20 protein-coding genes are annotated in these 24,874 nt (G+C 68.5%); 15 read left to right on the top strand and 5 right to left on the bottom strand.

The window, feature by feature from the left end; all coding sequences use genetic code 11:
• Positions 1 to 32: 32 nt before the first annotated feature.
• The 7 genes from CAM01S_RS10045 (at position 33) to CAM01S_RS10015 (ending at position 8,368) form a co-directional block, all read left to right on the top strand.
• On the top strand, positions 33 to 1,019 hold the full coding sequence (locus tag CAM01S_RS10045) for a FecCD family ABC transporter permease (RefSeq protein WP_066520569.1): 987 nt from the start codon (positions 33 to 35) through the stop codon (positions 1,017 to 1,019).
• Between the two features lie 71 nt (positions 1,020 to 1,090).
• Positions 1,091 to 2,044, top strand: a complete 954-nt coding sequence (locus tag CAM01S_RS10040; protein WP_245631604.1) for a FecCD family ABC transporter permease — start codon at positions 1,091 to 1,093, stop codon at positions 2,042 to 2,044.
• Positions 2,045 to 2,202: 158 nt separating this feature from the next.
• A complete protein-coding gene (locus CAM01S_RS10035; protein ID WP_083527930.1) occupies positions 2,203 to 4,587 on the top strand; it encodes a glycosyltransferase family 2 protein in 2,385 nt (794 codons plus the stop codon).
• Between the two features lies 1 nt (position 4,588).
• Complete coding sequence (locus tag CAM01S_RS10030; protein WP_066520568.1) at positions 4,589 to 6,193, top strand: chitinase; 1,605 nt, start codon at positions 4,589 to 4,591, stop codon at positions 6,191 to 6,193.
• Between the two features lie 204 nt (positions 6,194 to 6,397).
• Positions 6,398 to 6,874: an FHA domain-containing protein gene (locus CAM01S_RS10025; protein ID WP_066521215.1), complete on the top strand. Its 477-nt coding sequence runs from the start codon at positions 6,398 to 6,400 to the stop codon at positions 6,872 to 6,874.
• Positions 6,875 to 6,927: 53 nt separating this feature from the next.
• The gene (gene ftsR / locus CAM01S_RS10020; protein ID WP_066521212.1) at positions 6,928 to 7,626 is read left to right on the top strand and encodes a transcriptional regulator FtsR; all 699 of its coding nucleotides are present in this window, start codon (positions 6,928 to 6,930) and stop codon (positions 7,624 to 7,626) included.
• Positions 7,627 to 7,807: 181 nt separating this feature from the next.
• Positions 7,808 to 8,368 carry a MerR family transcriptional regulator gene (locus CAM01S_RS10015; protein ID WP_066520566.1) on the top strand — a complete coding sequence of 187 codons (561 nt, stop codon included), beginning with the start codon at positions 7,808 to 7,810 and terminating at the stop codon, positions 8,366 to 8,368.
• Between the two features lie 59 nt (positions 8,369 to 8,427).
• Here the strand turns inward: CAM01S_RS10015 and CAM01S_RS10010 are convergent, their stop codons facing one another.
• Complete coding sequence (locus tag CAM01S_RS10010) at positions 8,428 to 9,243, bottom strand: ParA family protein (RefSeq protein WP_066521203.1); 816 nt, start codon at positions 9,241 to 9,243, stop codon at positions 8,428 to 8,430.
• Between the two features lie 60 nt (positions 9,244 to 9,303).
• Between CAM01S_RS10010 and CAM01S_RS10005 the strand changes: the two genes are divergently transcribed.
• Together CAM01S_RS10005 and CAM01S_RS10000 are read left to right on the top strand one after the other, a co-directional pair.
• The gene (locus CAM01S_RS10005; RefSeq protein ID WP_066520564.1) at positions 9,304 to 12,717 is read left to right on the top strand and encodes a pyruvate carboxylase; all 3,414 of its coding nucleotides are present in this window, start codon (positions 9,304 to 9,306) and stop codon (positions 12,715 to 12,717) included.
• Complete coding sequence (locus CAM01S_RS10000; protein ID WP_066520563.1) at positions 12,714 to 13,208, top strand: peptide deformylase; 495 nt, start codon at positions 12,714 to 12,716, stop codon at positions 13,206 to 13,208. Before CAM01S_RS10005 ends, CAM01S_RS10000 begins: the two co-directional genes overlap by 4 nt.
• A gap of 28 nt (positions 13,209 to 13,236) precedes the next feature.
• Here CAM01S_RS10000 and CAM01S_RS09995 read toward each other — a convergent pair whose 3' ends face one another.
• Positions 13,237 to 15,090: an AMP-dependent synthetase/ligase gene (locus CAM01S_RS09995; RefSeq protein WP_245631603.1), complete on the bottom strand. Its 1,854-nt coding sequence runs from the start codon at positions 15,088 to 15,090 to the stop codon at positions 13,237 to 13,239.
• A gap of 146 nt (positions 15,091 to 15,236) precedes the next feature.
• Between CAM01S_RS09995 and CAM01S_RS09990 the strand changes: the two genes are divergently transcribed.
• The 3 genes from CAM01S_RS09990 to CAM01S_RS09980 all read left to right on the top strand — a co-directional run bounded on the left by CAM01S_RS09990 (position 15,237) and on the right by CAM01S_RS09980 (position 18,377).
• Positions 15,237 to 16,190: an ROK family protein gene (locus tag CAM01S_RS09990; RefSeq protein ID WP_066520555.1), complete on the top strand. Its 954-nt coding sequence runs from the start codon at positions 15,237 to 15,239 to the stop codon at positions 16,188 to 16,190.
• Between the two features lie 25 nt (positions 16,191 to 16,215).
• Positions 16,216 to 16,899, top strand: a complete 684-nt coding sequence (locus tag CAM01S_RS09985) for a lysophospholipid acyltransferase family protein (protein ID WP_066521199.1) — start codon at positions 16,216 to 16,218, stop codon at positions 16,897 to 16,899.
• Between the two features lie 143 nt (positions 16,900 to 17,042).
• On the top strand, positions 17,043 to 18,377 hold the full coding sequence (locus tag CAM01S_RS09980; protein ID WP_066521197.1) for a class II 3-deoxy-7-phosphoheptulonate synthase: 1,335 nt from the start codon (positions 17,043 to 17,045) through the stop codon (positions 18,375 to 18,377).
• A 23-nt stretch (positions 18,378 to 18,400) separates the two neighbouring features.
• Here the strand turns inward: CAM01S_RS09980 and pknB are convergent, their stop codons facing one another.
• Together pknB and CAM01S_RS09970 are read right to left on the bottom strand one after the other, a co-directional pair.
• Positions 18,401 to 20,464, bottom strand: coding sequence for a Stk1 family PASTA domain-containing Ser/Thr kinase (gene pknB, locus CAM01S_RS09975; RefSeq protein ID WP_066521195.1), 2,064 nt, complete (start codon positions 20,462 to 20,464; stop codon positions 18,401 to 18,403).
• A gap of 113 nt (positions 20,465 to 20,577) precedes the next feature.
• Positions 20,578 to 21,837 (bottom strand): LysM peptidoglycan-binding domain-containing protein, encoded by a 1,260-nt coding sequence (locus CAM01S_RS09970; RefSeq protein ID WP_066520554.1) that lies wholly within the window; start codon positions 21,835 to 21,837, stop codon positions 20,578 to 20,580.
• Positions 21,838 to 22,006: 169 nt separating this feature from the next.
• On the opposite strand from CAM01S_RS09970, the gene CAM01S_RS09965 reads away from it, so the two are divergent.
• Entirely contained in the window at positions 22,007 to 22,363 is a 357-nt protein-coding gene (locus CAM01S_RS09965; protein WP_066520548.1) for an Rv2175c family DNA-binding protein, read from the top strand.
• A 120-nt stretch (positions 22,364 to 22,483) separates the two neighbouring features.
• Here CAM01S_RS09965 and CAM01S_RS09960 read toward each other — a convergent pair whose 3' ends face one another.
• Positions 22,484 to 23,602, bottom strand: a complete 1,119-nt coding sequence (locus CAM01S_RS09960; RefSeq protein ID WP_066520546.1) for a polyprenyl synthetase family protein — start codon at positions 23,600 to 23,602, stop codon at positions 22,484 to 22,486.
• Positions 23,603 to 23,686: 84 nt separating this feature from the next.
• Between CAM01S_RS09960 and CAM01S_RS09955 the strand changes: the two genes are divergently transcribed.
• Positions 23,687 to 24,052 (top strand): SCO2097 family morphological protein, encoded by a 366-nt coding sequence (locus tag CAM01S_RS09955; protein WP_066520543.1) that lies wholly within the window; start codon positions 23,687 to 23,689, stop codon positions 24,050 to 24,052.
• A 365-nt stretch (positions 24,053 to 24,417) separates the two neighbouring features.
• A complete protein-coding gene (gene mraZ / locus CAM01S_RS09950) occupies positions 24,418 to 24,849 on the top strand; it encodes a division/cell wall cluster transcriptional repressor MraZ (protein ID WP_066520536.1) in 432 nt (143 codons plus the stop codon).
• The last annotated feature ends 25 nt before the right edge of the window (positions 24,850 to 24,874 follow it).

Genomic DNA, 24,874 nt, shown 5'->3' with positions numbered 1-24,874 from the left:
GCGAATTGCCACCCCGTCCCCGAGACCGCGCGATGGTCGCCGGAACCGTCGTGATGATCGCGCTCATGCTCGCCGCCGCCTGCGTGGCGAGCCTTGCGGTCGGCGGTCGGAGCATCGCACCCGCCGAGGTCGTCCGGGTCCTCCTGCACCCCGATGACTCGGAGACTGCGCTCATCGTCGTGGGGACGCGGATTCCGCGCACCGTGCTCGGCCTCATCGGTGGCGCGGCGCTCGGCGTCGCCGGAGTGGTGATGCAGAGCATTACCCGCAATGCGCTCGCGGATCCGGGGGTGCTCGGCGTGAACGGTGGCGCGGCGCTCGCCGTCGTCTTGGGCATCACCATCGGTGGCGTGACGTCGCCACTCGCGCAGATTCCGCTCGCGGTTGCGGGGGCGGCTGCCGCGGGAGCCGCAGTGTTCGTGATCGCATCGGGGCGCCGTGGGAAGCCGACGCCGGTGGCCATCGCGCTTTCCGGTGCTGTCATTGCCGGCGCGCTCGGTTCCGCCACGACCGCCGTGCTGCTCAGCCATGCAGCGGCGCTCGACGCGCTGCGCTTCTGGCAGGTCGGCGGCCTCAGTGGTCGTGGCTGGCCAGTCGTCACGGCCACCGTCCTGCCGATTGCGTTCGGGATCGCCGCCACCGCTGCGCTCGCTCGACCACTCGACGTCCTCGCGCTCGGCTCGTCGACTGCTGCCGCGCTCGGGCAGCGCGTCGGGCTCGCCCGTCTCATGGGAGGCGCTGTGGCTGTGCTCCTCGCAGGGACTGCGACCGCCGCCATCGGACCCGTCGCGTTCGTCGGCCTGGCAGTGCCACACCTGGCGCGGCGCGCCGTCGGAGCCCGGACAGGGCCTGTGATCGCGATCACCGCGCTCGGGTCGCCGGTGCTCGTCCTCGTTGCCGACGTCCTCGGCAGGGTCCTGGCGTGGCCCGGCGAAGTACCGGTCGGTGTGCTCACAGCCGCCATTGGAGCGCCGGTGTTCATCCTCATCGTCAGGAGTCGATCGGCCGGGACCCTGTGAGGACCCGGTCGCACCCTGCTTCGCAGGCACCCCTCGGCCCGTCAAGTCGCCGACAGCGCCGCAATCTGCTCGTGCTCCTTGCAGCGCTTGCCGCGTGCGTGCTGCTCGCCGGTGTCGCGCTCTCCGTCGGGGCGGTTCCGTTGACGCCCGGACAGCTCGTGCAGGGTGCATTCGGCCACGGCGATCGCGTGGCAACGCTTGTCGTCACCGTGCTGCGCGGCCCTCGCGTCGCTGCGGCTGCGCTCGTGGGGGCAAGTCTCGCGGTCGCCGGGGGCATCGTGCAGAGCGTTGTGCGAAACCCGATCGCGAGCCCGGACGTGATGGGGATCACGACCGGTGCGAGCGCAGCAGGGCTCGCCGCACTTGCGTTCGGAGGCGCCACGGGCCTCCTGCTCGTCGCCGCGGTCCTGTTCGGAGCGCTGGCGACCGCCGCGCTCGTCGGCGTCCTCGCGTGGCGCGGCAGCATCGAATCCACGCGTCTCATCCTTGTGGGCATCGGCGTCGCGGCACTTGGAGCAAGCGTCACCGGGTGGGTGCTGACGCGTGGCTCGGTCGAGCAGGCGGCGGTCGCGCTGCAATGGCTCACGGGATCCGTGAGCGCGGTCGACCCCCGGGCAATCGGCGTCCTTGCGATGCTGCTCGTCGTCGGGCTTGCTGCCGCGATGCTGCATCGTCGAGCGCTTGCGAACTTGGCGCTCGGGGACCCCATGGCGGCTGCGCTCGGCGTCCCGGTGCAGAGCACGAAGATCGTGCTGCTTGCGATCGCGGTGGTGCTCACCGGTGCCGCTGTGGCAGTCGCCGGCCCGGTCGCGTTCATCGCGCTCATCGCCGCTCCGATCGCGCGCAGGCTGCTCGGCGACGGCCGACCGGCACTCGGCACGGCGGCTGCGGTGGGCGCGGCCCTCGGCCAGGCAAGCGACCTCATCGGACAGTTCGCAATCCCGAACGTCGAGCTGCCGATCGGAGTCGTGACCGGGATAGTCGGCGCACCATATCTGCTTTGGCTTATCGCGCGCAGTCGGTAGTCGGCGCGTCCGAGCAATCATGCGGTAAACCGCACAGCGCAAGATCACCCCCGTTCGGGGGTCCGCACAAATGCCGACAGTTCTATACGCTAATCGCACTGGACTACCCGACAGCGCACTACCCGAAGGTGCGCTGGTCCAGCACCCGAAGGACACCCATGTCGAAAACGCTCGACGCTGCGCCTGCGCGCAAACGTCAGTGGGGGTCCGAGCGGCGCACGCAGCCGCTGGACACCCTCCATGCCCGCCCCTCTGACCGGAAGGTCGTCATCGGACGCCTGGCGATCATCGCCACGATCGCGTTCTGGGTGGCGTACCTCGTCTACACGGTCATCCGGCAGTTTCTCAACTACGGCACTGAGAGCTTCCGGTTCACCACAGAGGCGATCTCGTACCTCGTCGTCGTCACGTTCCTGACGTTTTCGGCGCTCATGCATCTCGTCGCACGGCAGGGAGCGCTCGAGCGCTTCCAGACGCACGTGCGGGTACCGCGCGCCGAGCTCGACCGTCATTTCGGTGTCGGCCACGAAGCGCCGCTGACCGTCCTCGTCCCGTCGTATGCGGAAGAGCCCGATGTCATCGCGACGACGCTCTGGTCGGCAGCGCTGCAGGAGTATCCGGCCCTTCGGGTCGTGCTCCTGCTCGACGACCCGCCCACATCGTCCGACCCGGTGGTCGCCGAGCGGCTGCGCCGGACGCGCGCGGTCACGGCCGACATTCAGGCCCAGCTCGCGGCTCCGTCGCAGCGCTTCCAGGAGGCGCTGCTCAGTGCCGAGGTGGAGGCAGAGCACTCGCCGTTCGCGACCGTCGAGGCGGTCGCAACGCTGCTCGACCATCACCGGTGGGCAGACGCGTGGCTCCGCCGCCACGCCCGCGAGCGTGAGGTGCTCGACCACGTCGACACCTTCTTCCACGACCAGGTCTTGATCGCGCTGGCTGACGAGCTTCGGCTCACCGCCGACGCACTGGAGGCGGCAATCGCCGACGCCGGCGACGAGCCGTTCACGGCGGTCCCGTCGCATCGCATCGTGGAACTGCAGCGCCGCCTCGCGTGGACGTTCACGGCCGAGCTGACGACGTTCGAACGGAAGCGCTACGCCAGCCTCTCGCACGAGGCGAACAAGGCGATGAACCTGAACTCGTACATCGGGCTGCTCGGTGGTTCATACGTGTACGAGGACAGCGCCGAGGGCATCATCCTTCGGCCCGTCTCGGATCAGAAGGTCGCCGATCTCGTGATCCCGGCCTCCGACTACATCCTGACGCTCGACGCGGACTCGATCCTGCTTCGCGACTACTGCCTGCGCCTGGTCTACTTCCTCGAGCAGCCGGAGAACGCTCGCGTCGCGGTCACGCAGACGCCGTACTCCTCGTTCCGTGGGGCCCCGACGCGCATCGAGCGCCTCGCCGGTGCGACCACGGACATCCAGCACATCCTCCACCAGGGCATGTCGGCGCATGGCGCGACCTTCTGGGTGGGCGCGAACGCTGTGATCCGCACCCGGGCGCTTCGCGACATCGAAGAGGTCGAGACGGTCGGCGGATTCGAGGTCAAACGGTACGTCCAGGACCGCACGGTCATCGAGGACACGGAGTCGAGCGTCGACCTCGGCATGCACGGCTGGAACCTCGTCAACTATCCGGAGCGTCTCAGCTATTCGGCCACGCCACCGGACTTCGGTTCGCTGATCGTGCAGCGTCGACGGTGGGCGAACGGCGGACTGCTGATCCTTCCGAAGTACCTCCGGCAGATCCGCGAGCGTCGTGCGCGTGGTGAGCGAGTGCCGTTCACAGAGATCGCGCTGCGGATCAACTACATGGCGAGTATCGCGTGGGGGAGCTTCGGCCTGATCTTCCTGCTCGCGTACCCGTACGACTCCCGCCTGCTCAGCCCCGTCGTGCTCCTCGCGGCGCTGCCGTACTTCATCATGTTCGCTGCGGACTTGAAGTACTGCGGCTATAAGGCGACCGACATCCTCCGGATCTACGGCTTCAACATCATCCTGATGCCGGTGAACCTCGCGGGCGTTCTGAAGAGCCTCGAGCAAGCGCTCACGAGCAAGAAGATCCCGTTCGCGCGCACGCCGAAGGTCCGCGACCGGACCGCAGCGCCCGTACTGTATGTCGTCGCCCCGTACGCGATCGTCGCCTTCAGCGTGTTCACGTTCGTCCGCGACTACTACGCGGCGAACTGGGGCAACGCCGTCTTCGCGGCCTTCAACGCGATCGTGTCGTCCTACGCGATCGTCGCCTATCTCGGCATCGGCAACTCGATCGTCGACGTCTGGATGTGGGCGACCCGCTGGATGTACTTCGACCCGGCACAGAAGGCCGCAGCGAAGGCGGAGCGTCGTCGCGAGCGCGAGGATCGTGCCTCCCGTCGCAAGCTCGCGAAGGCCGGCATCCTCGTCGACGAGCCGTCGACCGAGGCGGCCGTGGACTGGCGGGCGGTGCTCTACTTCGGGCACGCCGGCAAGTCCCTGCCGCGCCACGTCGACATTCCGTCGACCGTCGAGCCCCAGCCAGAACGATCGGCGGCGTGACATGGCTGCGATGAATCGTCCACGGCTGTCCTGGATCCGCGTCATGGTCGCGGTGATCGTTCCGGTCCTGGTCGCTGCCGGCGGCTACTACGGTTTCAACTGGTGGCAGTCGGCGCGTGCCGAGGCAGCCACGAAGCCCTGGTTCGCCTCTTATGTCGACGTGACCGCGACCCCGCAGTACGCCTTCGAAGCACTGAAGAGCGTCTCCGACCGCGATGTCATGTTGTCCTTCGTCGTCGCTGACCCGAACAGCGCCTGCGCGCCGTCCTGGGGCGCCGCCTACTCACTGAACGACGCGTCGAGCACGCTCGACCTCGACCGCCGCATCGCCCGCCTTGAACAGCAGAAGGGTGCCGTGGGTGTCTCCTTCGGGGGCCAGGCGCACGACGAACTGGCGACGACGTGCACCGACGTGTCGAGCCTCCAGAGCGCGTACGCGAGCGTGGTGAGCCGATACGACCTGTCCACCGTCGACTTCGACGTCGAGGGGTCGAACCTCACCGATCACGCTGCCGGACAGCGTCGGGCGGAGGCGGTGGCCGCGTTGCAGAAGGCGCGTCGCGCGTCCGGCCACCCGCTCGCCGTCTGGCTGACGCTGCCGGTCTCGACCGACGGATTGTCGACGGACGGGACGACGCAGGTATCGCAGTTCCTGAAGGCCGGGGTCGACCTGGCCGGCGTGAACGCCATGACCATGGACTACGGGCAGTCGAAGGGGTCGAGCGAGACGATGGCGGCGGCGTCGGAGCAGGCGCTGCAGCAGACGCAGCGACAGCTCGGCATCCTCTATCGGATGGCGAAGACGCCCCTCTCCGCCGCAACGCTCTGGAGCAAGGTCGGCGCGACCCCGATGATCGGGCAGAACGACATCGAGAACGAGGTGTTCTCGATGAAGGATGCCAGCACGCTGAATGCGTGGGCGGTGAAGCAGGGCGTCGGTCGCATGTCCATGTGGTCGCTCAACCGGGACACCACCTGCGGGACGAACTATCCGAACGTGTCCGAGGTGTCCGACGCCTGCAGCGGTGTGAATCAGAACGGTGTGCTCTTCGCCGACACGCTGTCGAAGGGATTCACGGGGCGCATCAACGATGCGGCGTCGAAGATCACCACGGCCGACCCGTCCGCGACGGTGCAGCCGACGGACAACCCGGCGACGAGCCCGTACCCGATCTGGAACTCGCAGGCGGCCTACCTGCAGGGAACGAAGGTCGTCTGGCACCACAACGTGTACCAGGCGAAGTGGTGGACGCAGGGTGACCTGCCCGACAACCCGGTCCTGAGCGCCTATCAGACGCCGTGGAACCTCATCGGGCCGGTCCTCCCCGGCGAGAAACCGATCAAGCCGATCACGCTTCCGGCAGGCACCTACCCGGCCTGGTCCGGAACGGCCACCTACAACACCGGGCAGCGCGTGCTCTTCGACGGCATCCCGTACCAGGCGAAGTGGTGGAATACCGGCGACAGCCCCCAGGCATCGAGCTCGAACCCAGATGGCTCGCCGTGGGTTGCCTTGAAAGACTCGGAAATCAAAGCGATCGCGAACGCGATCAAGCAGGGCAAACCGGTGCCGTCCGGAACGTCCACTCCGAGCGCGAACGGCTGACGCCGGACGCAGCGGCCGGTGCGCGCCGACCCGTATGATTTCGGGTTCGGGTCGTCGCGCGCGCCGGCCGCCACGCTGCGGGGCGCTCGAGTCGTCCTCCACAGCATTCCGCACCGCCGGGAGGCGCAGCATGGTCCCCCGAAAGGGCTCCCGCTGCCCGGGCGGTTTCCGATACCCTGGACGACCAGGAACGAGGAGGAGCCGATGCCAGATCCAGTGGGGCAGCAGCCGACCGGTGACGACCCGCGTCGGCACGTGGTTGACACGACCCTCACCTTCAGCATGGACGTCGGTCAAGCGCTCGCCGCTGAGACCGGCGTCACCGCCGAAGAGCGGGACGCAATCGGTGCGCTCCCGTCGGGGTCCGCGCTGCTCGTCGTGCGCCGCGGTCCCAACGCCGGCGCGCGATTCCTGCTCGACTCCGACGTCACGACCGCCGGACGACACCCGGACGCCGACATCTTCCTCGACGACGTCACGGTCTCCCGCAAGCACGCGCAGTTCCTTCGCCACGGCACCACGTTCAGCGTGAAGGATCTCGGTTCGCTCAACGGCACGTACTTCGACGGTGTGCGCATCGACGAAGCCCTCCTCTCAGACGGAGCGGAAGTGCAGGTCGGCAAGTTCCGCCTGACGTTCTACGCATCCCGCGTCGACCTGGCGCGTCTCGCGACCGCATAGTGGCGGGCCGATCCTCCGCAGCCCGTCAGATCGTCGGGGGCGGTGCTCCCGACGTGGTCGCGTCGCGGGGAGCGCGCACTGCGAACCGAAGCGATCTCCTCACGATCGGTCAGGTCATCGCTCGGCTGAGCCCTGAGTTTCCCGACCTCACCAGCTCGAAGCTTCGCTTCCTGGAGGAGCGGGAACTGGTCACGCCGATCCGCACGAGCAGTGGCTACCGCAAGTTCTCCCAGTCTGATGTCGAGCGCCTCCGGATCATCCTCGGACTGCAGCGCGATCACTACCTGCCGCTGAAGGTGATCAAGGAGTACCTGGAGGCGCTGGACTCCGGCCGCGAGCCGGTCCTCCCGGGCGGCGTCGGCGGACCTCGCCCGACGAGCGCGCCGGCCGAGCGGCGCTACTCTCGCGAGGACCTCATTCGCGTCGCGGGCGCATCGCCGCTGCTCCTCGCCGACGCTGTGTCGTCCTCGCTCATTCCGGCGCAGGACCACTTCGGCGAGGAAACCGTCACGGTGCTGAAAGCCCTCGTCGAACTGCAGCGATCCGGCATCGAGCCGCGGCATCTGCGAGCGTTCCGCGCAACGACCGAACGTGAACTCGGTCTCATCGAGTCGGCGCTCATGCCGGTGCGGCGCCGCCGGGACGGCACGTCGAACGCCCGCGCGGCGGAGCTAGCACGGGAGATCGCAGGTCATCTCGAAACCGTCAGGTCGAGCCTCATCCGCGCGGCCCTCGGGCGCCTCGACACGTGACCGACGGACGCCCGCGGGCTGGACGCCCCACGGTTCGGCGGCTTATCCTCGACACGCCGACGCTCCGACGGCGGATGTGCCGCACGGTCGACCTCCGACTCGCTAGCGTGGACACCGGCACAACTCTCAACCGCGCATTGAACGTTCGGATGGGGGCTCGAACGTCCTGGAAGGCAGTCTCATGAGCGCGAATGACACGTCCGGTAGTCCGGCGGAGCCGGGCCGCTATGACCTCGAACTCCTGTTCACCGACGGCCTGCCTGAGCACGACGAGTCCAACGGGTATCGAGGAACGGTTGCCGCGCGGGCGGCAGGAATCAGCTACCGGCAACTCGACTACTGGGCTCGCACCGGCCTCGTCGAGCCCACGATTCGCGGCGCTGCAGGGTCCGGTTCGCAGCGGCTCTACGGATTCCGAGACATTCTCGTCCTGAAGCTCGTCAAGCGCCTCCTCGACACCGGGATCTCCCTGCAGCAGATCCGGACCGCAGTGAACCAACTCCGCGAGTCTGGAGTGAACGACCTCGCCGAGACGACACTGATGTCGGATGGCGCATCGGTCTACCTCTGCACCTCGAACGACGAGGTCATCGACCTCGTGTCGCGGGGTCAGGGCGTGTTCGGCATCGCCGTCGGCAAGGTGCTGCGCGAGGTCGAGACGAGCCTGGTCGAGCTGGACGCATCACCCGCGGCGGATCCCGCGGACGAGCTCGCTGCTCGTCGCGCATCGCGCGCGTCCTGACGAGCGCCTCACAAGGCGAAGACGCCGAACCGCGCCGGCGAACTCCTCGCGTCGACGAACTAGACGCGCGCGACGCCCTCGGCGTAGTCGCCGATCTTCCCCGTGCGCATGATGCGCTCAAGCAGCTGGTCGAAGTTCCGTGCCATCTCTTGCGCGGACTCGCCGGGCCACACGTGCAGCGGCTTCGCGGCGCCCTGCGCCTGCTGCAGTGACGTGCGCTCGGGCAACTGCGGCGAGAGCACGAGCGGCCCGAACATGTCGCGCAGCTCTTTGATCCGGAACTGATGCTCGAGCGACTGCACACGAGCGCGGTTGACGATGATGCCGAGCGGCTGGAGGCGCGGTGAGAGTCCGCGACGGATCTCCTCGATGGCACGAAGCGCGCGGTCGGCGGCTGCGACGGAGAAGAGCCCTGGCTCGGTGACGACGGAGACGCGGTCGGACGCGGCCCACGCCGTGCGAGTGAGCGCGTTCAGGGACGGGGCGCAGTCGATGAGGACGAGGTCGTAGTCGGCCTCGACGTTCGCGAGCGCCTCCTCGAGCTTCCAGATGTCGCGGATCGACGGGTGCGGGCCGTCGAAGTTGATCGCCGACGGCGATCCGACCATGACATCGATCTTGCCCTGCGAGCCCTTCGTCCACCCGGACGGGGCGATCGCCTGACGGACGATCTTCTCCTTGGGATTCTCAAGCACGTCAGCCACGTTGAGATGGCCGGCGATGGAGATGTCGAGGCCCGTGGAGACATCGGACTGCGGGTCGAGGTCGACCACCAGCGTCCGCAGCCCTTTGGCGAACGCGGCGGACGTCAAGCCGAGCGTGACCGTCGTCTTGCCGACGCCGCCTTTCAGGGAGCTGACGCTGAGAACATGCACGTCGAGAAACGATAGCGCCACTAGGGTTGAAGCACCTCAACCTCCGCTGAAAGGCTCAGTGTGTTCCGGAAGATCCTGGTCGCGAACCGAGGCGAGATCGCGATTCGTGCCTTCCGCGCGGCGTACGAGCTCGGGGCCCGCACTGTCGCGGTCTACCCGTACGAGGACCGCAACTCGCAGCACCGCCTCAAGGCCGACGAGGCCTATCAGATCGGCGAGCCGGGACACCCTGTCCGTGCCTACCTCGACGTCGCGGAGATCATCCGCGTCGCGCGCCTGGCCGGCGCGGACGCGATCTACCCCGGCTACGGGTTCCTGTCCGAGAATCCGGAGCTGGCAGCGGCCGCGGCGGCGAACGACATCACGTTCATCGGCCCGGGGGAGCACGTCCTTGAGATGGCCGGAAACAAGGTCACCGCGAAGGAGCACGCGGTCGCAGCGGGCGTCCCCGTTCTGCGCAGCACCCCGGCCAGTCGTGACATCGACGAGCTGCTCGCCGGTGCCGACGAGATCGGTTTCCCGGTCTTCGCGAAAGCGGTCGCCGGCGGCGGCGGTCGCGGGATGCGCCGTGTCGAGACGAAGGAGGAGCTCCGTCCGGCGCTCGAGGCGGCCATGCGCGAGGCGGACAGCGCGTTCGGCGATCCGACGATGTTCCTCGAGCAGGCCGTCCTCCGGCCCCGCCACATCGAGGTCCAGATCCTCGCGGACGCGACCGGCACTGATGCCGGGACGATCCATCTGTTCGAGCGGGACTGCTCGGTGCAACGGCGCAACCAAAAGGTCATCGAGATCGCGCCTGCGCCCAATCTCGACCCGGCCATCGGCGCCGCCCTTCACCGGGATGCCATCGCTTTTGCGCGGTCGATCGGCTACGTGAACGCCGGAACGGTCGAGTTCCTGGTGGATACCGTGGGGGACCGTGCGGGCCAGCACGTGTTCATCGAGATGAATCCGCGCATCCAGGTCGAGCACACGGTCACCGAGGAGATCACCGACGTCGATCTCGTCCAGTCGCAGATGCGCATCGCGGCCGGTGAGACTCTCGCGGATCTCGGACTGACGCAAGAGACCGTCGCCGTGCACGGAGCCGCGCTGCAATGCCGGATCACGACCGAGGACCCGACCCAGGGCTTCCGTCCGGACACCGGGCGCATCACGACCTACCGCAGCCCGGGCGGGTCGGGAGTCCGTCTCGACGGCGGCACCGTCGCCACCGGGGCTCAGATCAGTCCGCACTTCGACTCGATGCTCGTCAAGATGACGTGCCGCGGGCGAACATTCCCGGCGGCCGTCGCTCGCGCTCGTCGGGCCCTTGCCGAGTTCCGGATTCGCGGCGTTTCGACGAACATCCCGTTCCTGCAGGCGGTGCTCGAGGACTCCGACTTCGCGCGTGGCGACGTCTCGACGGCGTTTATCGAAGAGCGGCCACAGCTGTTCAGCGGTCATGTCTCGAGAGACCGCGGCACGAAGATCGTGAACTGGCTCGCCGACGTGACGGTGAACCAGCCCAACGGGGACGGGAGCGGGGTCGTCGACCCGATGCTGAAGCTTCCCGGCATCGACCTGTCCGCGCCCGTGCCGGAGGGCCAGCGCGACCGCCTCCGCCTCCTCGGTCCGGCCGACTGGGCCCGGGCGCTGCGCGCGCAGACCGAGCTCGCGGTGACCGAAACCACCATGCGCGATGCGCATCAGTCCCTGCTCGCCACCCGCGTTCGGTCGAAGGACCTCATCGCCGTGGCGCCGTACGTCGCCCGGCTGACCCCCGAGCTGCTCAGCATGGAGGCGTGGGGCGGCGCCACGTACGACGTCGCCCTCCGCTTCCTCGGTGAGGACCCCTGGGAGCGCCTCGCCGCGCTGCGTGCGGCGATGCCGAACATTCCGATCCAGATGCTCCTCCGGGGCCGCAACACGGTCGGCTACACGCCCTATCCGACCGAGGTGACCGACGCGTTCGTCGCCGAAGCCGCCGCCACCGGCGTCGACATCTTCCGCGTGTTCGACGCGCTGAACGACGTGGCCCAGATGCGACCCGCTCTGGAGGCCGTGCTCGCGACCGACACGGCCGTCGCCGAAGCCGCGCTCTGCTACTCCGGCGACCTCCTGAACCCGGCCGAGGATCTCTACACGCTCGACTACTACCTCCGTCTCGCGGAGCAGGTGGTCGAGGCGGGGGCGCACGTCATCGGCATCAAGGACATGGCCGGGCTGCTGCGCGCGGGAGCGGCCGAGACGCTGGTGCGGGCGCTCCGGGAGCGATTCGATCAACCCGTCCACGTGCACACGCACGATACGGCGGGCGGGCAGCTGGCCACACTGTTGGCGGCCTCCCGAGCGGGCGCGGACGCCGTCGACGTCGCGAGCGCGCCGATGGCGGGAACCACCTCGCAGCCGTCGATGTCGGCGCTCGTCGCAGCGCTCGCGCACACGGATCGGGATACGGGGCTCTCGCTCGAGGCGGTCAGCGATCTCGAGCCGTACTGGGAGGCTGTGCGTCGCGCCTACAAGCCGTTCGAGTCCGGACTCCCCGGGCCGACGGGGCGGGTCTACAAGCACGAGATCCCCGGAGGGCAGCTGTCCAACCTCCGCCAGCAGGCGATCGCGCTCGGCCTTGGGGATCGGTTCGAGGCGGTCGAGGACTGGTATGCCGAGGCGAACCGGATCCTCGGGCGCCCGACCAAGGTGACCCCGTCCTCCAAGGTGGTCGGTGACCTCGCCCTGCAGCTTGCGGCGATCGACGCGGACCCTCACGATTTCGAGGAACATCCCGACAAGTACGACCTTCCCGACTCAGTGGTCGGGTTCATGGCCGGCGAGCTCGGCGACCTGCCTGGCGGCTGGCCGGAACCGTTCCGCTCCAAGGTGCTCGCCGGCCGCACTGTCTCGATCGAGATCACGCCGGTGCCCGCGAGCGAAGCCGCGTCGCTCGCCGAACCTGGACCCGAGCGCCGCGCGGCGCTGAACCGCCTGCTGTTCCCCGGCCCGACGAAGCAGTTCGAGCGCGTTCGCGAACAGTATGGCGATCTGTCGGCAGTGAACACGGTCGACTACCTGTACGGCCTCCGTCAGGGCGAAGAGCACGTCGTCGAGCTCGCGCCGGGCGTGTCGCTCTTCGTCGGTCTGGAGGCGATCGGTTCCGCCGACGACCGCGGCATCCGAACCGTGATGGCCACCCTGAACGGGCAGCTGCGGCCGGTGGCCGTACGCGACCGGTCGGTCGCCGTCGCGACGAAGGACGCGGAGAAGGCCGACCGGGCCGACCCGGGACACGTCGGAGCGCCCTTCGCGGGCGTCGTCACGCTGAGCGTCGCGGTCGGCGACACGGTCGAGGCCGGGCAGGCCGTCGCGACCATCGAGGCGATGAAGATGGAGGCTGCGATCACCGCACAGCATGCAGGAACGGTTCGCCGACTCGCGATCCCGACGACACAACAGGTCGACGCCGGCGATCTCCTGGTGGTGCTCGCTCCCCGATGACCGTTCGTCCGATCCGCCTATTCGGCGACCCCATCCTCCGTTCCGCCACCGACCCGGTGCGCGTCGGCGCACCCGGCATCCGCGACCTCGTCGACGACCTCATGGACACCGTGCGCGAGCCAGGACGCGCCGGCGTCGCCGCGAACCAGATCGGTGTGGGACTCCGCGCGTTCTCATACAACGTCGACGGTGAGGTCGGCTACATCATCAATCCGGAGATCGTCGAGGTCCGCGGTGATCGCGAACTCATCGACGAAGGGTGCCTGTCCGTTCCCGGCCTCGCCTATCCCACCCCGCGCTATCCCTACGCCAAGGTGCGGGGCGTCGACGTGGACGGCAACGAGGTCGTGCTCGAAGGTGAAGGGCTCATGGCGCAGGCGCTGCAGCATGAGACCGACCACCTCGACGGCACCGTCTACGTGATGACCCTGGAGCCGGCCACCCGCCGGGAGGCCCTGCGGGCCATCCGGGAGCAGGACTGGTTCCACTAGACCAGTCCTGCTCCCGGATCGGCGGCTCTTAGCGGCCCCGGCGCCGGTGCTCCACGACCGGCACCGCCGTCGTCTGGACCTTCGATCCCGAGTAGATGTGATCGATGTCGACGGCGAAGTCCTTCAGGACCGGCGCGCGCTTGATGGTGAGCTTCGGGGTCAGGTGACCCGACGCCTCCGTCAATTCGGCATCGAGGATGGTGAAGGAACGAACCGACTCGGCCCGGGAGACGCGAGCGTTCGCCGTATTCACGGCATCCTGCACCGCCGCATGAACCCGATCGTCGTAGACGGCCTCGCGAAGGGACAGGGCGGGCGTGATGCCGTTCGCCGCGCACCAGCCCGGCAGCATCTCACGGTCGAGCGTGACGAGCGCCGCGACGAACGGCTTGCCTTCGCCGACCACGATCACCTGAGCGATGAGCGGGTGCTCCCGGATCGCGTCCTCAAGCGGCGCAGGCGCGACGTTCTTCCCGCTTGCGGTGACGATCAGTTCCTTCGCGCGTCCGGTGATGGTCAGGATCCCGGCGGCGTCGAGCTCGCCCAGGTCGCCGGTGTGGAACCAGCCATCGACGAACGCCTCCGCCGTCGCGTCGGGCCGATTCCAGTACCGGTCGAACACGTCGACACCGCGGACGAGGACCTCGCCGTTGTCGGCGATCCTGAGCTCCACGCCCGGCAGGGCACGACCGACCGTCCCGATCTGCACCTCAGCCGCGCGGTTCACCGTCGCCGGCGCGGTCGTCTCGGTGAGCCCGTACCCCTCGAGGATGAGAACGCCGACCGAGCGGAAGAAATGCGCGAGCCGGGGCGAGAGCGGGGCTGAGCCGCTGATCGCGTACTGGACACGGCCTCCCATCGCGTCACGCAGCTTGGAATAGACGAGCCGATCGAACAGCGCGAACTTCAGCCGGAGGCCGAGCGGGACCCGGCCCGCCGCGAGCGCTTCAGAGTGCGCGACGGCGACGTCCGTGGCGGCCTTGAACGCGCCTCCCCGCCCGGCGAGTGCGGCGCGCTGCTCCGCCGAGTTGTAGATCTTCTCGAAAACGCGCGGCACCGCGAGGAGGAACGTCGGCTTGAACGTTGCAACCGCATGCATGAGATCCTTCGTGTCCGGCTCGTGACCGACGAGGACGCCGCTGGCAACGCTCATCACGGCGATGAATCGTGCGAAGACGTGCGCCATCGGAATGAACAGCAGTGTTGACGATCCGTCCGCCAGCACCTCGGCCATGCCGTCCTGCGCACCCTCGATCGTGCCCGTGAAGTTATCGTGCCGGAGGACGCATCCCTTCGGACGTCCGGTGGTGCCAGACGTATAGATGATGGTCGCGTCATCGGTTCCACGCACCGCGGCGACTCGAGCATCGAGCGTGAGATCCGGCACGTCAGACCCGAGCGCAGCGAGGTCGTCGAGACCGCCCCCGTCGATCGTCCAGTGCTGCTTGAGATGCGGGAGATCCGGGGCGATGCTGCTCACTCGGCGCGCGTGCTCATCGTTTTCGACGATGATCGCCACGGCCTCCGAGTCCGCGAGGATGTACCGGATCTGATCCGGGGAACTGGTCTCGTAGACGGGGACGGAGACGAGGCCCGCGAGCCAGATCCCGTAGTCGACGACCGTCCACTCCAAGCGGGTCCGAGACAGGATCGCGACATGCGCGCCCGGCTCGAGGCCGGCCGCGATGAGCCCGCGCGCGATCGCACGAACCCGGTCAAGCGTCTCGCGCGCCGTGATCGGCGACCAGTCGTCACCGGTACGGACCGCAAGGATCGGACGATCAGGCGTCGCGCTTGCGCGTTGCAGCAGTGTCGTCGCTGCGGAGCCGCGGTCTGCGGCGTGCGTGGTGGCGGTCACCTGGTCGGGCTGCTGATCGGTCACGGCAACTCCTTTGTCAGCCGGTTCGATAGTCGCGCACCGCGATCGGCGGTGCGTCGCCTCAGCATAGAACCCCACTCGGAGCGCGAGCGGTGTGCCGGAGGCGATTACGCCGACGGAACTCCGAGCGGCCGGTAGGCTCAGCATTCGTGCACGCCATCGGTATCGACATCGGGGGAACGAAGATCGCTGGCGCGGTCGTGTCCGAACTCGGCGAGATCATCGCCGAGGATCGGGTGGCGACCAATGCAGCCGACCCCGTCGCGATGCTCGACGATGTCGTCGGCATGGTGCAGCGGCTGCGCAGCGCCCACGAGGTCGAGGCCGTCGGGGTCGCAGCACCCGGGTTCATCGACGCCTCGCAGTCGATCGTCTACTACACGCCGAACATTCGATGGCGGAACGAACCGTTGCGGCAGCGCTTGCAGGATCGGCTCGGCGACATCCACATCACGGTGGACAACGACGCGAACGCGGCCGGGTGGGCAGAGTTCCGCTTCGGTGCCGGTCGCCTCGTCAGCGACATGACGATGCTGACGATCGGGACCGGAGTGGGCGGGGCCATCGTGACGGAGGACCGGCTGTTCCGCGGCGGCTTCGGCACCGGCGGGGAGCTCGGGCACATGCGCATCGTCCCGGGCGGCCTCCCGTGCGGGTGCGGCGCCCGCGGATGCATCGAGCAATACGGGTCCGGCCGCGCCCTGCAGCGGATGGCGAACGACGTCGCCGACGCAGGTGGGATCGGTCAGGCCCTCGCCGACGCGCGAGCGGCGAACGGCGGCGAGCTCGACGGAGCGACCATCGGCAATCTCATCCTCGCGGACGATCCCGGGGCACTCGCGGCGCTCCGCCGACTGGGACGGCACCTGGGGGAGGCCTGCGCGTCGCTCTCCGCGATCCTCGACCCGCAACTGTTCGTGTTCGGCGGCGGTGTCGCAAGCGCGGGGGAGCGCCTCCTGGAGCCGATTCGACAGGCCTACCTCGGCAATCTGCCGGCGCGCGGCTATCATCCCGAACCAGAGTTCGTCATCGCCGAGCTCGTCAACGATGCGGGTGTCGTCGGCGCCGCTGACCTCGCGCGCATCCACGCGCGGGCCGCGTGAGTCCCCGCCGGATACGGAGCCGACGATGCTGTACTGGATCCTGAAGAACTTCTTCCTGGGCCCGCTGATCCTGACCCTGTTTCGTCCGTGGGTCGTCGGCCGCGAGAACGTGCCGGCGTCCGGTCCGGTGATATTCGCCTCGAACCACGTGTCGTTCATCGATTCGGTGATCCTGCCAGCGGTGCTCGACCGTCGGATCTCGTTCCTCGCGAAGAGCGACTACTTCACTGGGCGCGGCCTCAAGGGCTGGTTCACGCGCGTGTTCTTCAATGGCATCGGTCAGTTGCCGATCGACCGATCGGGCGGCAAGGCCTCCGAAGCATCGCTTCGAACCGGGCTGCAGGTGCTGGCACGCGGCGAGCAGTTGGGGATCTATCCCGAGGGCACGCGCAGTCCTGATGGGCGGCTCTATCGCGGACGGACGGGGGTCGCCCGCATGGTGCTCGAAGGGCGCGTCGTCGTCGTCCCAGTCGCGATGGTCGGCACCCGCGAGGTGCAGCAGATCGGTCAGCCGCTGCCGAAGATCAAGCGCGTGGGTGTCGTCTTCGGCAAGCCGCTCGACTTCTCGCGCTTTGCGGGGATGGAGTCCGACCGATTCATCCTCCGCAGCGTCACCGACGAGATCATGCACGAGCTGCGGCAGATCAGCCGGCAGGAGTACGCGGACGTATATGCCTCAAGCGTGAAGGAGGCTGCAGCCGCACGTTAGGCTTGCAGCGCCGTCCGTCCGCGGGCGGCACCTCCCGATCAGGCCGCTCCGGTCGTCCGGGCTCGCCCGGTGGCCGTGCCACACACCGTTACGAGGATTTGCCGTTGTTCGAGATCGACACCGTCGCCCCGCAGGATCCGGACGTGCTCGAAGGTCTCGACTATTGGCGCACGCTGCCGATCAAGCAACAGCCTGCATGGCCGGATGCTGCCGCGGCGGAGGCGGCTTCCGCCGAGATCGCCACGCTGCCGCCGCTCGTCTTCGCGGGCGAGGTGGACGTGCTTCGATCACGCCTGGCTGAAGCTGCCCAAGGGAAGGCCTTCCTCCTCCAGGGCGGGGACTGCGCCGAAACGTTCGCGGGTGCGACGGCGGACTCGATCCGCGACCGCGTCAAGACGATTCTGCAGATGGCTGTCGTTCTGACCTACGGCGCGTCCATGCCGGTGATCAAGATGGGGCGCATGGCGGGGCAGTTCGCCAAGCCTCGCTCGAGCGACTTCGAGACGCGCGGTGACGTCACCCTGCCCGCCTACCGCGGCGACATCATCAATGGATACGACTTCACCCCCGAGTCCCGGCAGGCCGACCCGCGGCGGCTGATTCGTGGCTACCACACCGCCGCGTCGACTCTGAACCTCGTCCGCGCGTTCACGCAGGGTGGCTTCGCGGATCTGCGGCAGGTCCACTCCTGGAACAAGGGCTTCGCCGAGAACCCCGCGAACGCGCGCTACGAGCACCTCGCAAAAGAGATCGATCGCGCGATCCGCTTCATGGACGCGTGCGGTGCCGACTTCGACGAGCTTCGGCACGTCGAGTTCTACGCCTCCCATGAGGGACTGCTCATGGACTACGAGCGCCCGATGACCCGTATCGATTCACGGTCTGGGCTTCCGTACGACACGTCCGGTCACTTCATCTGGGTCGGGGAGCGCACCCGCGACATCGACGGTGCCCACGTCGATTTCCTGTCCCGCGTCCGCAACCCGATCGGCGTGAAGCTCGGCCCGACGACCAGCGTCTCCGACATGGAGGCATTGATCGATCGCCTCGACCCGGAGCGCGAGCCTGGCCGCCTCACCTTCATCACGCGGATGGGCGCTGGCAAGATCCGCGATGCACTGCCGCCGCTCCTCGAGGGAATCAAGGCGATGGACGCGAACCCGCTCTGGGTGTCCGACCCGATGCACGGCAACGGGCTGACCACGCCGACGGGCTACAAGACGCGGCGCTTCGATGACGTGGTCGACGAGGTGCGCGGCTTCTTCGAGTCGCATCGAGCGGTCGGCACCTACCCGGGTGGCATTCACGTCGAGCTCACCGGCGACGACGTGACCGAGTGCCTGGGCGGCTCCGAGCAGATCGACGAGGCAACGTTGGCGACGCGGTACGAGAGCCTGTGCGACCCGCGACTGAACCACGTGCAGTCGCTGGAACTCGCATTCCTCGTCGCGGAAGAGCTCTCCAGCCACGCGCGCTGAGCGACGCGCACGCCTCAGCTTGACTATTGCTTGTAGTCGAGCGTGATCGTGTCGCCGCGGCGCACGACGGTCCCCGGAGCCGGATTGGTGCCGGAGACCGGCAGGGTCGCCTTCCAGTCGTAGAAGGCGCACAGCACGTTCGTGCAGTCCGGGTAGGTGACCTTCAGACCGAGGCTCTGCAGTGTCGATGACGCGCGGTTGATCGTCTCGTGCGTCACGTCCGGCAGCGTGATGGGTGCCGGCCCGCGGGACACCGTGAGCGTCACGGTCGAGCCCTGGACGACGGGGGATCCGCTCGGCGTCGCGCTGATCACGACACCGGCCGGCACCGTGTCGCTGTACTGCTGGTGTTCCGGTGCGACGACAAGCCCGACGTTCTGGAGGGCCGTGGTCGCGTCCTGCAGGCTCTTTCCGGTCACGGCGGGCACCGGCCCGAGCGAGACGGTGAGCGTGATCTGGCCCCGCTGCGGATAGGTGTGCAGGGTCGTGAGGTCGACCGCCGACCCGTCGCTGTTCGTTCCGGTCGCCCCGAGGACGGTATCCGGGGCCGCGTCGTCGAACTGCTTCTTCAGCGGCTGCAGATGGAAGTTCGGTGCCAGGGCTGCGCGAACCGTCGAGAGCGGTTGTCCGACGATCGCAGGCAGTGAGATCATCCGAGGGCCGTTCGACAGCACGAGCTCGACGGTTGTGCCGCGCGTGACTTGACGATGCGCCGCCGGTCGTGTCGTGGCGACCGACCCCTTCGGGATGATCGCGTCGAACTGCGACCCCTCGGTGGCCGCGGTGTGCAGTCCTCGGGCTTCCAGCAGCGCGGTCGCCTGGGCGATCGTCTTGCCGGCCACCGCTGGGATCCGGACGTTCCCGCCGGGGCCAGGCCCGAACCACCAGGTCGTTCCGGCAGCGGCTAGCGCGACCGCGAGCACGATGGCGAACAGCACCCACCCGCGGCGTCGCCGCCGGGCACTCTTGTCAGCCAGCCGCTGTCCGGCCGGCGTGAACACCTGCCCTTCGGCGATCTGCTCGGCTCTCGTGGGCACGGCACCGCTGCCCGCGGTCGGGGGCTGTGGCCAGACCGGTGGGACGGTGGTGGTGGGCCCTGACGATGACGGTCGCGCCGGAGGAACGACGGAGGTCGGCCCATCGTCCCAAGCGGTCCCCGCCATCGCGCCGCCGGCGGTTGCGGGCGCGAACACGGCTGTGGTCGCGTCCCCCCGCGGGAGGACCGCGGTGTCGTACCGCTCGGTGAGCATCGGTGAGATCTGTTCGACGCGGTCGAGCATCGCGCGCGCGTCGTGGGGTCGTGCGGCGGGATCGCGCTCGGTCGCCCACTGCACGAGGTCGTCCAGCTGCGGCGGCACCGACGGGACGGCGCGACTCGGGAGGGGGACCTGATCGTGCGCATGCTGGTAGGCGATCTGCATGGGCTGCTCGCCCTTGTACGGCTGCTCGCCGGTGAGCATCTCGTACAGCATGATGCCGATCGCGTAGATGTCGCTTCGAGCGTCGGCCTGTCCGCGCGTGACGAGTTCCGGCGACAGGTATGCGATCGTGCCGAGGAGCGCTGCGCCCGTCGCGGTGTTCGCGCTCGCGGCACGAGCGAGCCCGAAATCCCCCAGCTTGATGCGTCCGTCGTCGGCGAGCAGGACGTTCTCCGGCTTGAGGTCGCGATGCACGATGCCCGCACGGTGCGCCGACGCGAGACCGGCGAGCACTGCCTCCAGAATGTCGACCGCCTGCGTGCTGGTCAGTGCACGGTGCTCGTGGAGCAGGTCCCGGAGGGTGATACCCGGGATGTACTCCATGACGATGTACGTGCAGTCCTGCTCCTGGCCCTGGTCGTAGACCCCGACGAGGTTCGGGTGCGACAGCCGTGCGGCCGATCGTGCCTCTTGGATGAACCGATTGCGGAAGCCGGGATCGTCCGCGAGATGCCCGTGCATGATCTTGATGGCGACGCGACGCTCGAGGCGGACGTCCGTCGCGAGGTACACCGTGGCCATCCCGCCGCGAGCGATCCGCGAGCGCACGCGATACCGCTGATCGATCATGCGACCGATCATCGGATCCGAGGTGGCATTCGACGTCATCGGCGGCATTCTATGAAGGTGCGCTCGACGTCTGTCTGTCGACCCGCTGAGCGTGATCGAATCTCGACCTTTCGCCGCGTGGCCCTGCAGTGCACGTGCTCACGTGCCGGTGCTCAGAGGCTGGCGAGCCAGTGCGTCGCCGCCTGCTGCCACTGGCCGTACGCGTTCGGGTAGGCGGAGACCTGAACCGCCTGTGCGGCTTGGGTGACGGTCATCGATTGCCACCCGGGAACGTCGAGGAGGCCGCGGGTCGTCCCGGCATTCGGGTTGTTCGGGCCGCCGAAGAAGAGCGTTGCCGCGTACCGCTGGTTCTGCAGCTGGACCGGGGTTCCCCACCCCTGGCTCGGACGCTGCTGGAACAAGCCGACCGAGTCGCGGTCCCCGCCTGCGAGATTGCGGAGGCCCGACTCCTGCATCGCGGCTGCGAGCGCGACCACGATGCCCTGCGGCGGGACGCCGAGTTGACGCCCGACGCTGACGATGATCGCGGCGTTCGCGCGCTGCTCCGCGGTGAGCGCGTAGCGGTCGACGGGGATCACGAGCTTCGCACCCGCGTAGATCGTGCTTGTGTAGGTGAGGCCGTTCGCAGCGAGCAGCGCGGAGACGCTCACGCCGTTCGCCGACGCGATGGAGGCCGCGGTCTGTCCCGGCGCGATCGTCACGGATCCCGCGATGGCTGGCTCTCGAGCCGGCGCGGGCGCGGGTGCGTTCGACGTGGTCGTCGCAGCGGCGGGAGCAGGTGCGGCCGGTGCTGTGGTCGGCGCGGCGGGAATGATCAGCGTCTGACCGGCGACGATGCGCCCATCTGCGGGCAGGGCGTTCGCTGCGATTACCGCGGCATTGGAGACGCCTGCGCGTCGCGCGATCGCGGTGACCGTGTCGCCGGGAACGACACGGTACGAGATCGTTGGCGGCGCGGGCTGCGCGGTGGGCGTCTGCGCAGACCGGAGCTGGAGCTGCTGGCCGGGATGGATGATCGTGTTCCAGCGCAATCCGTTGCGTGCGAGCACGTCGTTCGCCGCGAGACCGAAGCGCTCTGCGATTGCACTGACCGTATCGCCCTGCTGGACGACGTAGGTCGACGGCACGGTGATGATCGCGCTGACCGTGCTGACCGTGCGCCCGGTGGCCTGCGCGTTCGAAGCGCTCACCGTCAACGCGGCGCGACTCACCGGCCCGGCAGTGATATCCGTCCCCGCACGGTCCGGGGCAGGGCGGCGATGCGTGTCGCGCTCGGCGTCATGGCGTGGGGCAGCGTTGGCGACCGGGCCGGTCAACCCTGCCGTCACAGCGATCGTGCCGACGAGCACGATCGGCACCGTCGCGAATCGCGCGACACGTGCGCGCCGCGCGAGTTCGTCTGGGTTCTCCACGGCGATCCTCCGGCTGACGAGTGAGTGGGCTCGCGCCCAGGCTGATTCGGGTCAACCGTGGCACGTGGGGTAACAGGAGTCAACCAGAGATGTCAATGTTATGGATGTGACTGAAGAGAATTCAGTCCTCGATCCTGGCGGTGGCCGGGAAGTCTGGCACGATGGTGGGGTGAGCGAAGCACTCCCCAACGACGGTGCCGACTCCGAGCGGTGGCTGACGGTGCCGGACCTCGTCGAGATCCTCGGTGTGAGCCCGGGGCGCATTCATCGACTCTTCGAGCAGCGTGCCTTGCTCGCCGCCAAAGTGGACGGCGTGCTGCGGGTGCCGGCGTCATTCCTTGACGGGGCTGAGCCGTTGCCGGAGCTGCGCGGCACGCTGATCGTGCTGGGAGACAACGGCTTCTCCGACGACGAGGCCGTTCGGTGGATGATCACGGTCGAGGACTCGCTTGGGGATTCGCCCATCGCAGCGCTCCGAGCGGGCCGGAAGGCCGAGGTTCGCCGCGTCGCCCAGTCGCTGCTCTGACGAGCCCGCGGGCTCTGCCGCTCGCGCACGGCGCTGGCGCGCACCGGGCTCTCTTGCCGACGCACGGCGCTGACCGGCGGCGGACTTAATCGCTCGCGCACGGCGATCACGCGCAGGCCGTCAGGCGACGCGACGGGTGACGGTGTCGGCGAGCGCCGCGAGTTCCGCACGCCCGGACGGCGTCAGCGGCGCGGCATCGAGGGCAGCTTTCGCACGGGTTACATGTCGCTCGATCGAGCGCTCGACGGCGGCCACCGCACCAGATTCGGTGAGTGTGGCGCGCAGCATCGCGATCTGATCGTCGTCGAGCGTCGGGTCGCCGAGTAGTTCGTCGAGGATCGCGCGCGCGTTCGCGGGCAGGGATTTGCGGGCCGTTGCGATGAGAACGGTCCGTTTGCCTTCGCGAAGGTCGTCGCCCGCGGGCTTCCCGGTGACCGCGGGGTCGCCGAAGACACCGAGGAGGTCGTCACGCAGCTGGAACGCGACGCCCAGCGGAAGCCCGAACGAGCGCAAACCGTCGAGCTGACGCTCGTCGGCGCCGGCGATCAGCCCCCCGATGGCGAGCGGGGCCTCGATGGAGTACTTGGCGGACTTGAACACGATGACGCGCTGCGCGCGCAGCAGCTGCTCCGCCTCGTCCACGGTCGGCCACGCATGTTCTTCGTGGATGTCGAGGTACTGGCCCGCTGTGACGTCGAGACGCATCGTGTGGAACTCGTTCCGGACGATGCGTGCTCGGGCTGGGTCGAGCAGCGCGAGCGCCTCGTCGAACACGGCGTCGCTCTGCGACAGCAGCAGGTCGCCCAACAGCAGCGCCGCGTTCGTCCCGTACAGCTCGGCGTCGCCGGACCAGCCGTGGAGGCGGTGCTCGCCCTCGAACCGTCGGTGCGCCGCCGGTCGTCCTCGGCGACTGTCGGACCGGTCCATGATGTCGTCGTGCACGAGCGCAGCTGCGTGGAAGATCTCGAGCGCGGCCGCTGCGGTGACCACGGCCTCGGCGGTCGTCTGACGCGCGCCGGACGCGAGCGGATCGGCGGCGCCGGACCGGCCGGCGACCGCCTGCCAGCCCCAGTAGCAGAACAGCGCACGGAACCGCTTGCCCCCGGCGAGGAGGTCGCGGGCGAATTGCGAGAACGGCTCGAGGTCCGGGCTGATTGCCGAGAGGCGGATCGCTTGATCGGAGAGCGCCCGGTCGATGCGGGCTGCGACGAGATCTACTAAGCGCGTACTCTCAGCCACGCTCTCTACCCTACTGGGTGGCCGAGACATACAATCGGTCCACTAGACACACGCGTCGATCCCAGGGATAACAAGGGAGCCAAGATGCCACTCTCGGAGCAAGAGCAGCGCCTCCTCGAGGAGATGGAGCGCAGCCTCTATCAGAACGACTCCGACTTCGTGGCGCGCGTGACGCGCAGGGTGGGTCGTCCGACGTACACCTCGATCACGCTCGGCGTGCTGGTCGCACTCGCCGGAGTCGCGGCGGTGATCGTCGGCTTGGCGCTGCGCCAGCCATGGATCGGTATCGGCGGGTTCGTCCTCATGCTGCTCGGGGTCCTGTGGGCGCTGCGCCCGGGCATGCGCGTTGCGGGGCGGGCTGGCTCGCAGCGTGCCCGGTCGTCTCGATCGAACGGCCGGTTCATGGATCGCATGAACGACCGCTGGGATAAGCGAAACCAGCAGAACTAGCACGTCATCAGGACGGGGTCGGCCAGGGGCCGGCCCCGTTTTTCGTTGCGCTCGGGATCGCCCTCAGGGTCGGGATCGGAAGCGGGCTCGCTGATCCGCGCGGGCCAGCGCGAGGTCGCTCCACATTCCTCCACTCGGGCCGGGGCCGCTCGACGCCGTGCTTCCGGGCACGCGAACCCGCGGTGCGACGTGCCCCGCCGCTCACCGGCGCTGCCCCGAAGGCTCGCAGCGGCAGGCCCTCCGCGATGCTCCCGCGCCCCAAAACGGGGCACAGGGGAGGTCTGTGGTGCGAAATCTCCCCGATTTGGAGCGTGGTGGAGTAAAGTGGAGGAACAAGGTGGCCGCTGGAGCGAGAGGGGGTCGACGTGCTGCTCGGTACGTATGCCCCGAAGCTCGACGAGAAGGGTCGCGTGATCCTTCCGGCCAAGTTCCGCGATGAGCTTTCCGGTGGCCTCGTCATGACACGGGGTCAGGAGCGCTGCATCGTCGTGTACAGCACGCGGGAGTTCGAGTCCCTGCACGACCGGCTCCGTCAAGCTCCGCAGACGAACAAGCGCGCTCGCGACTACCTGCGGCTCTTCCTGTCCGGCGCCAGCCCTGAGCAGCCCGACAAGCAGAACCGGGTCACGATCCCGCAGAACCTGCGCGACTACGCCGGTCTGGAACGCGATCTCACCGTTATCGGCTCCGGCGACCATGCCGAGATCTGGTCGACGCCGGCCTGGGAGACCTACTACGCGCAGGTCGAGAACGAATTCGCCGACACCGACGAGGAGGTGATCCCCGGCATCTTCTGACGCCGCGCCTCCGGACTCCCAGCCG

This window comes from Curtobacterium ammoniigenes NBRC 101786 (genome assembly GCF_001571045.1).
Classification (GTDB): Bacteria; Actinomycetota; Actinomycetes; order Actinomycetales; family Microbacteriaceae; genus Curtobacterium; species Curtobacterium ammoniigenes.
The sequence above is the reverse complement of the archived record's forward strand: the minus strand, read 5'-3'. Positions and strand labels throughout refer to the sequence as shown.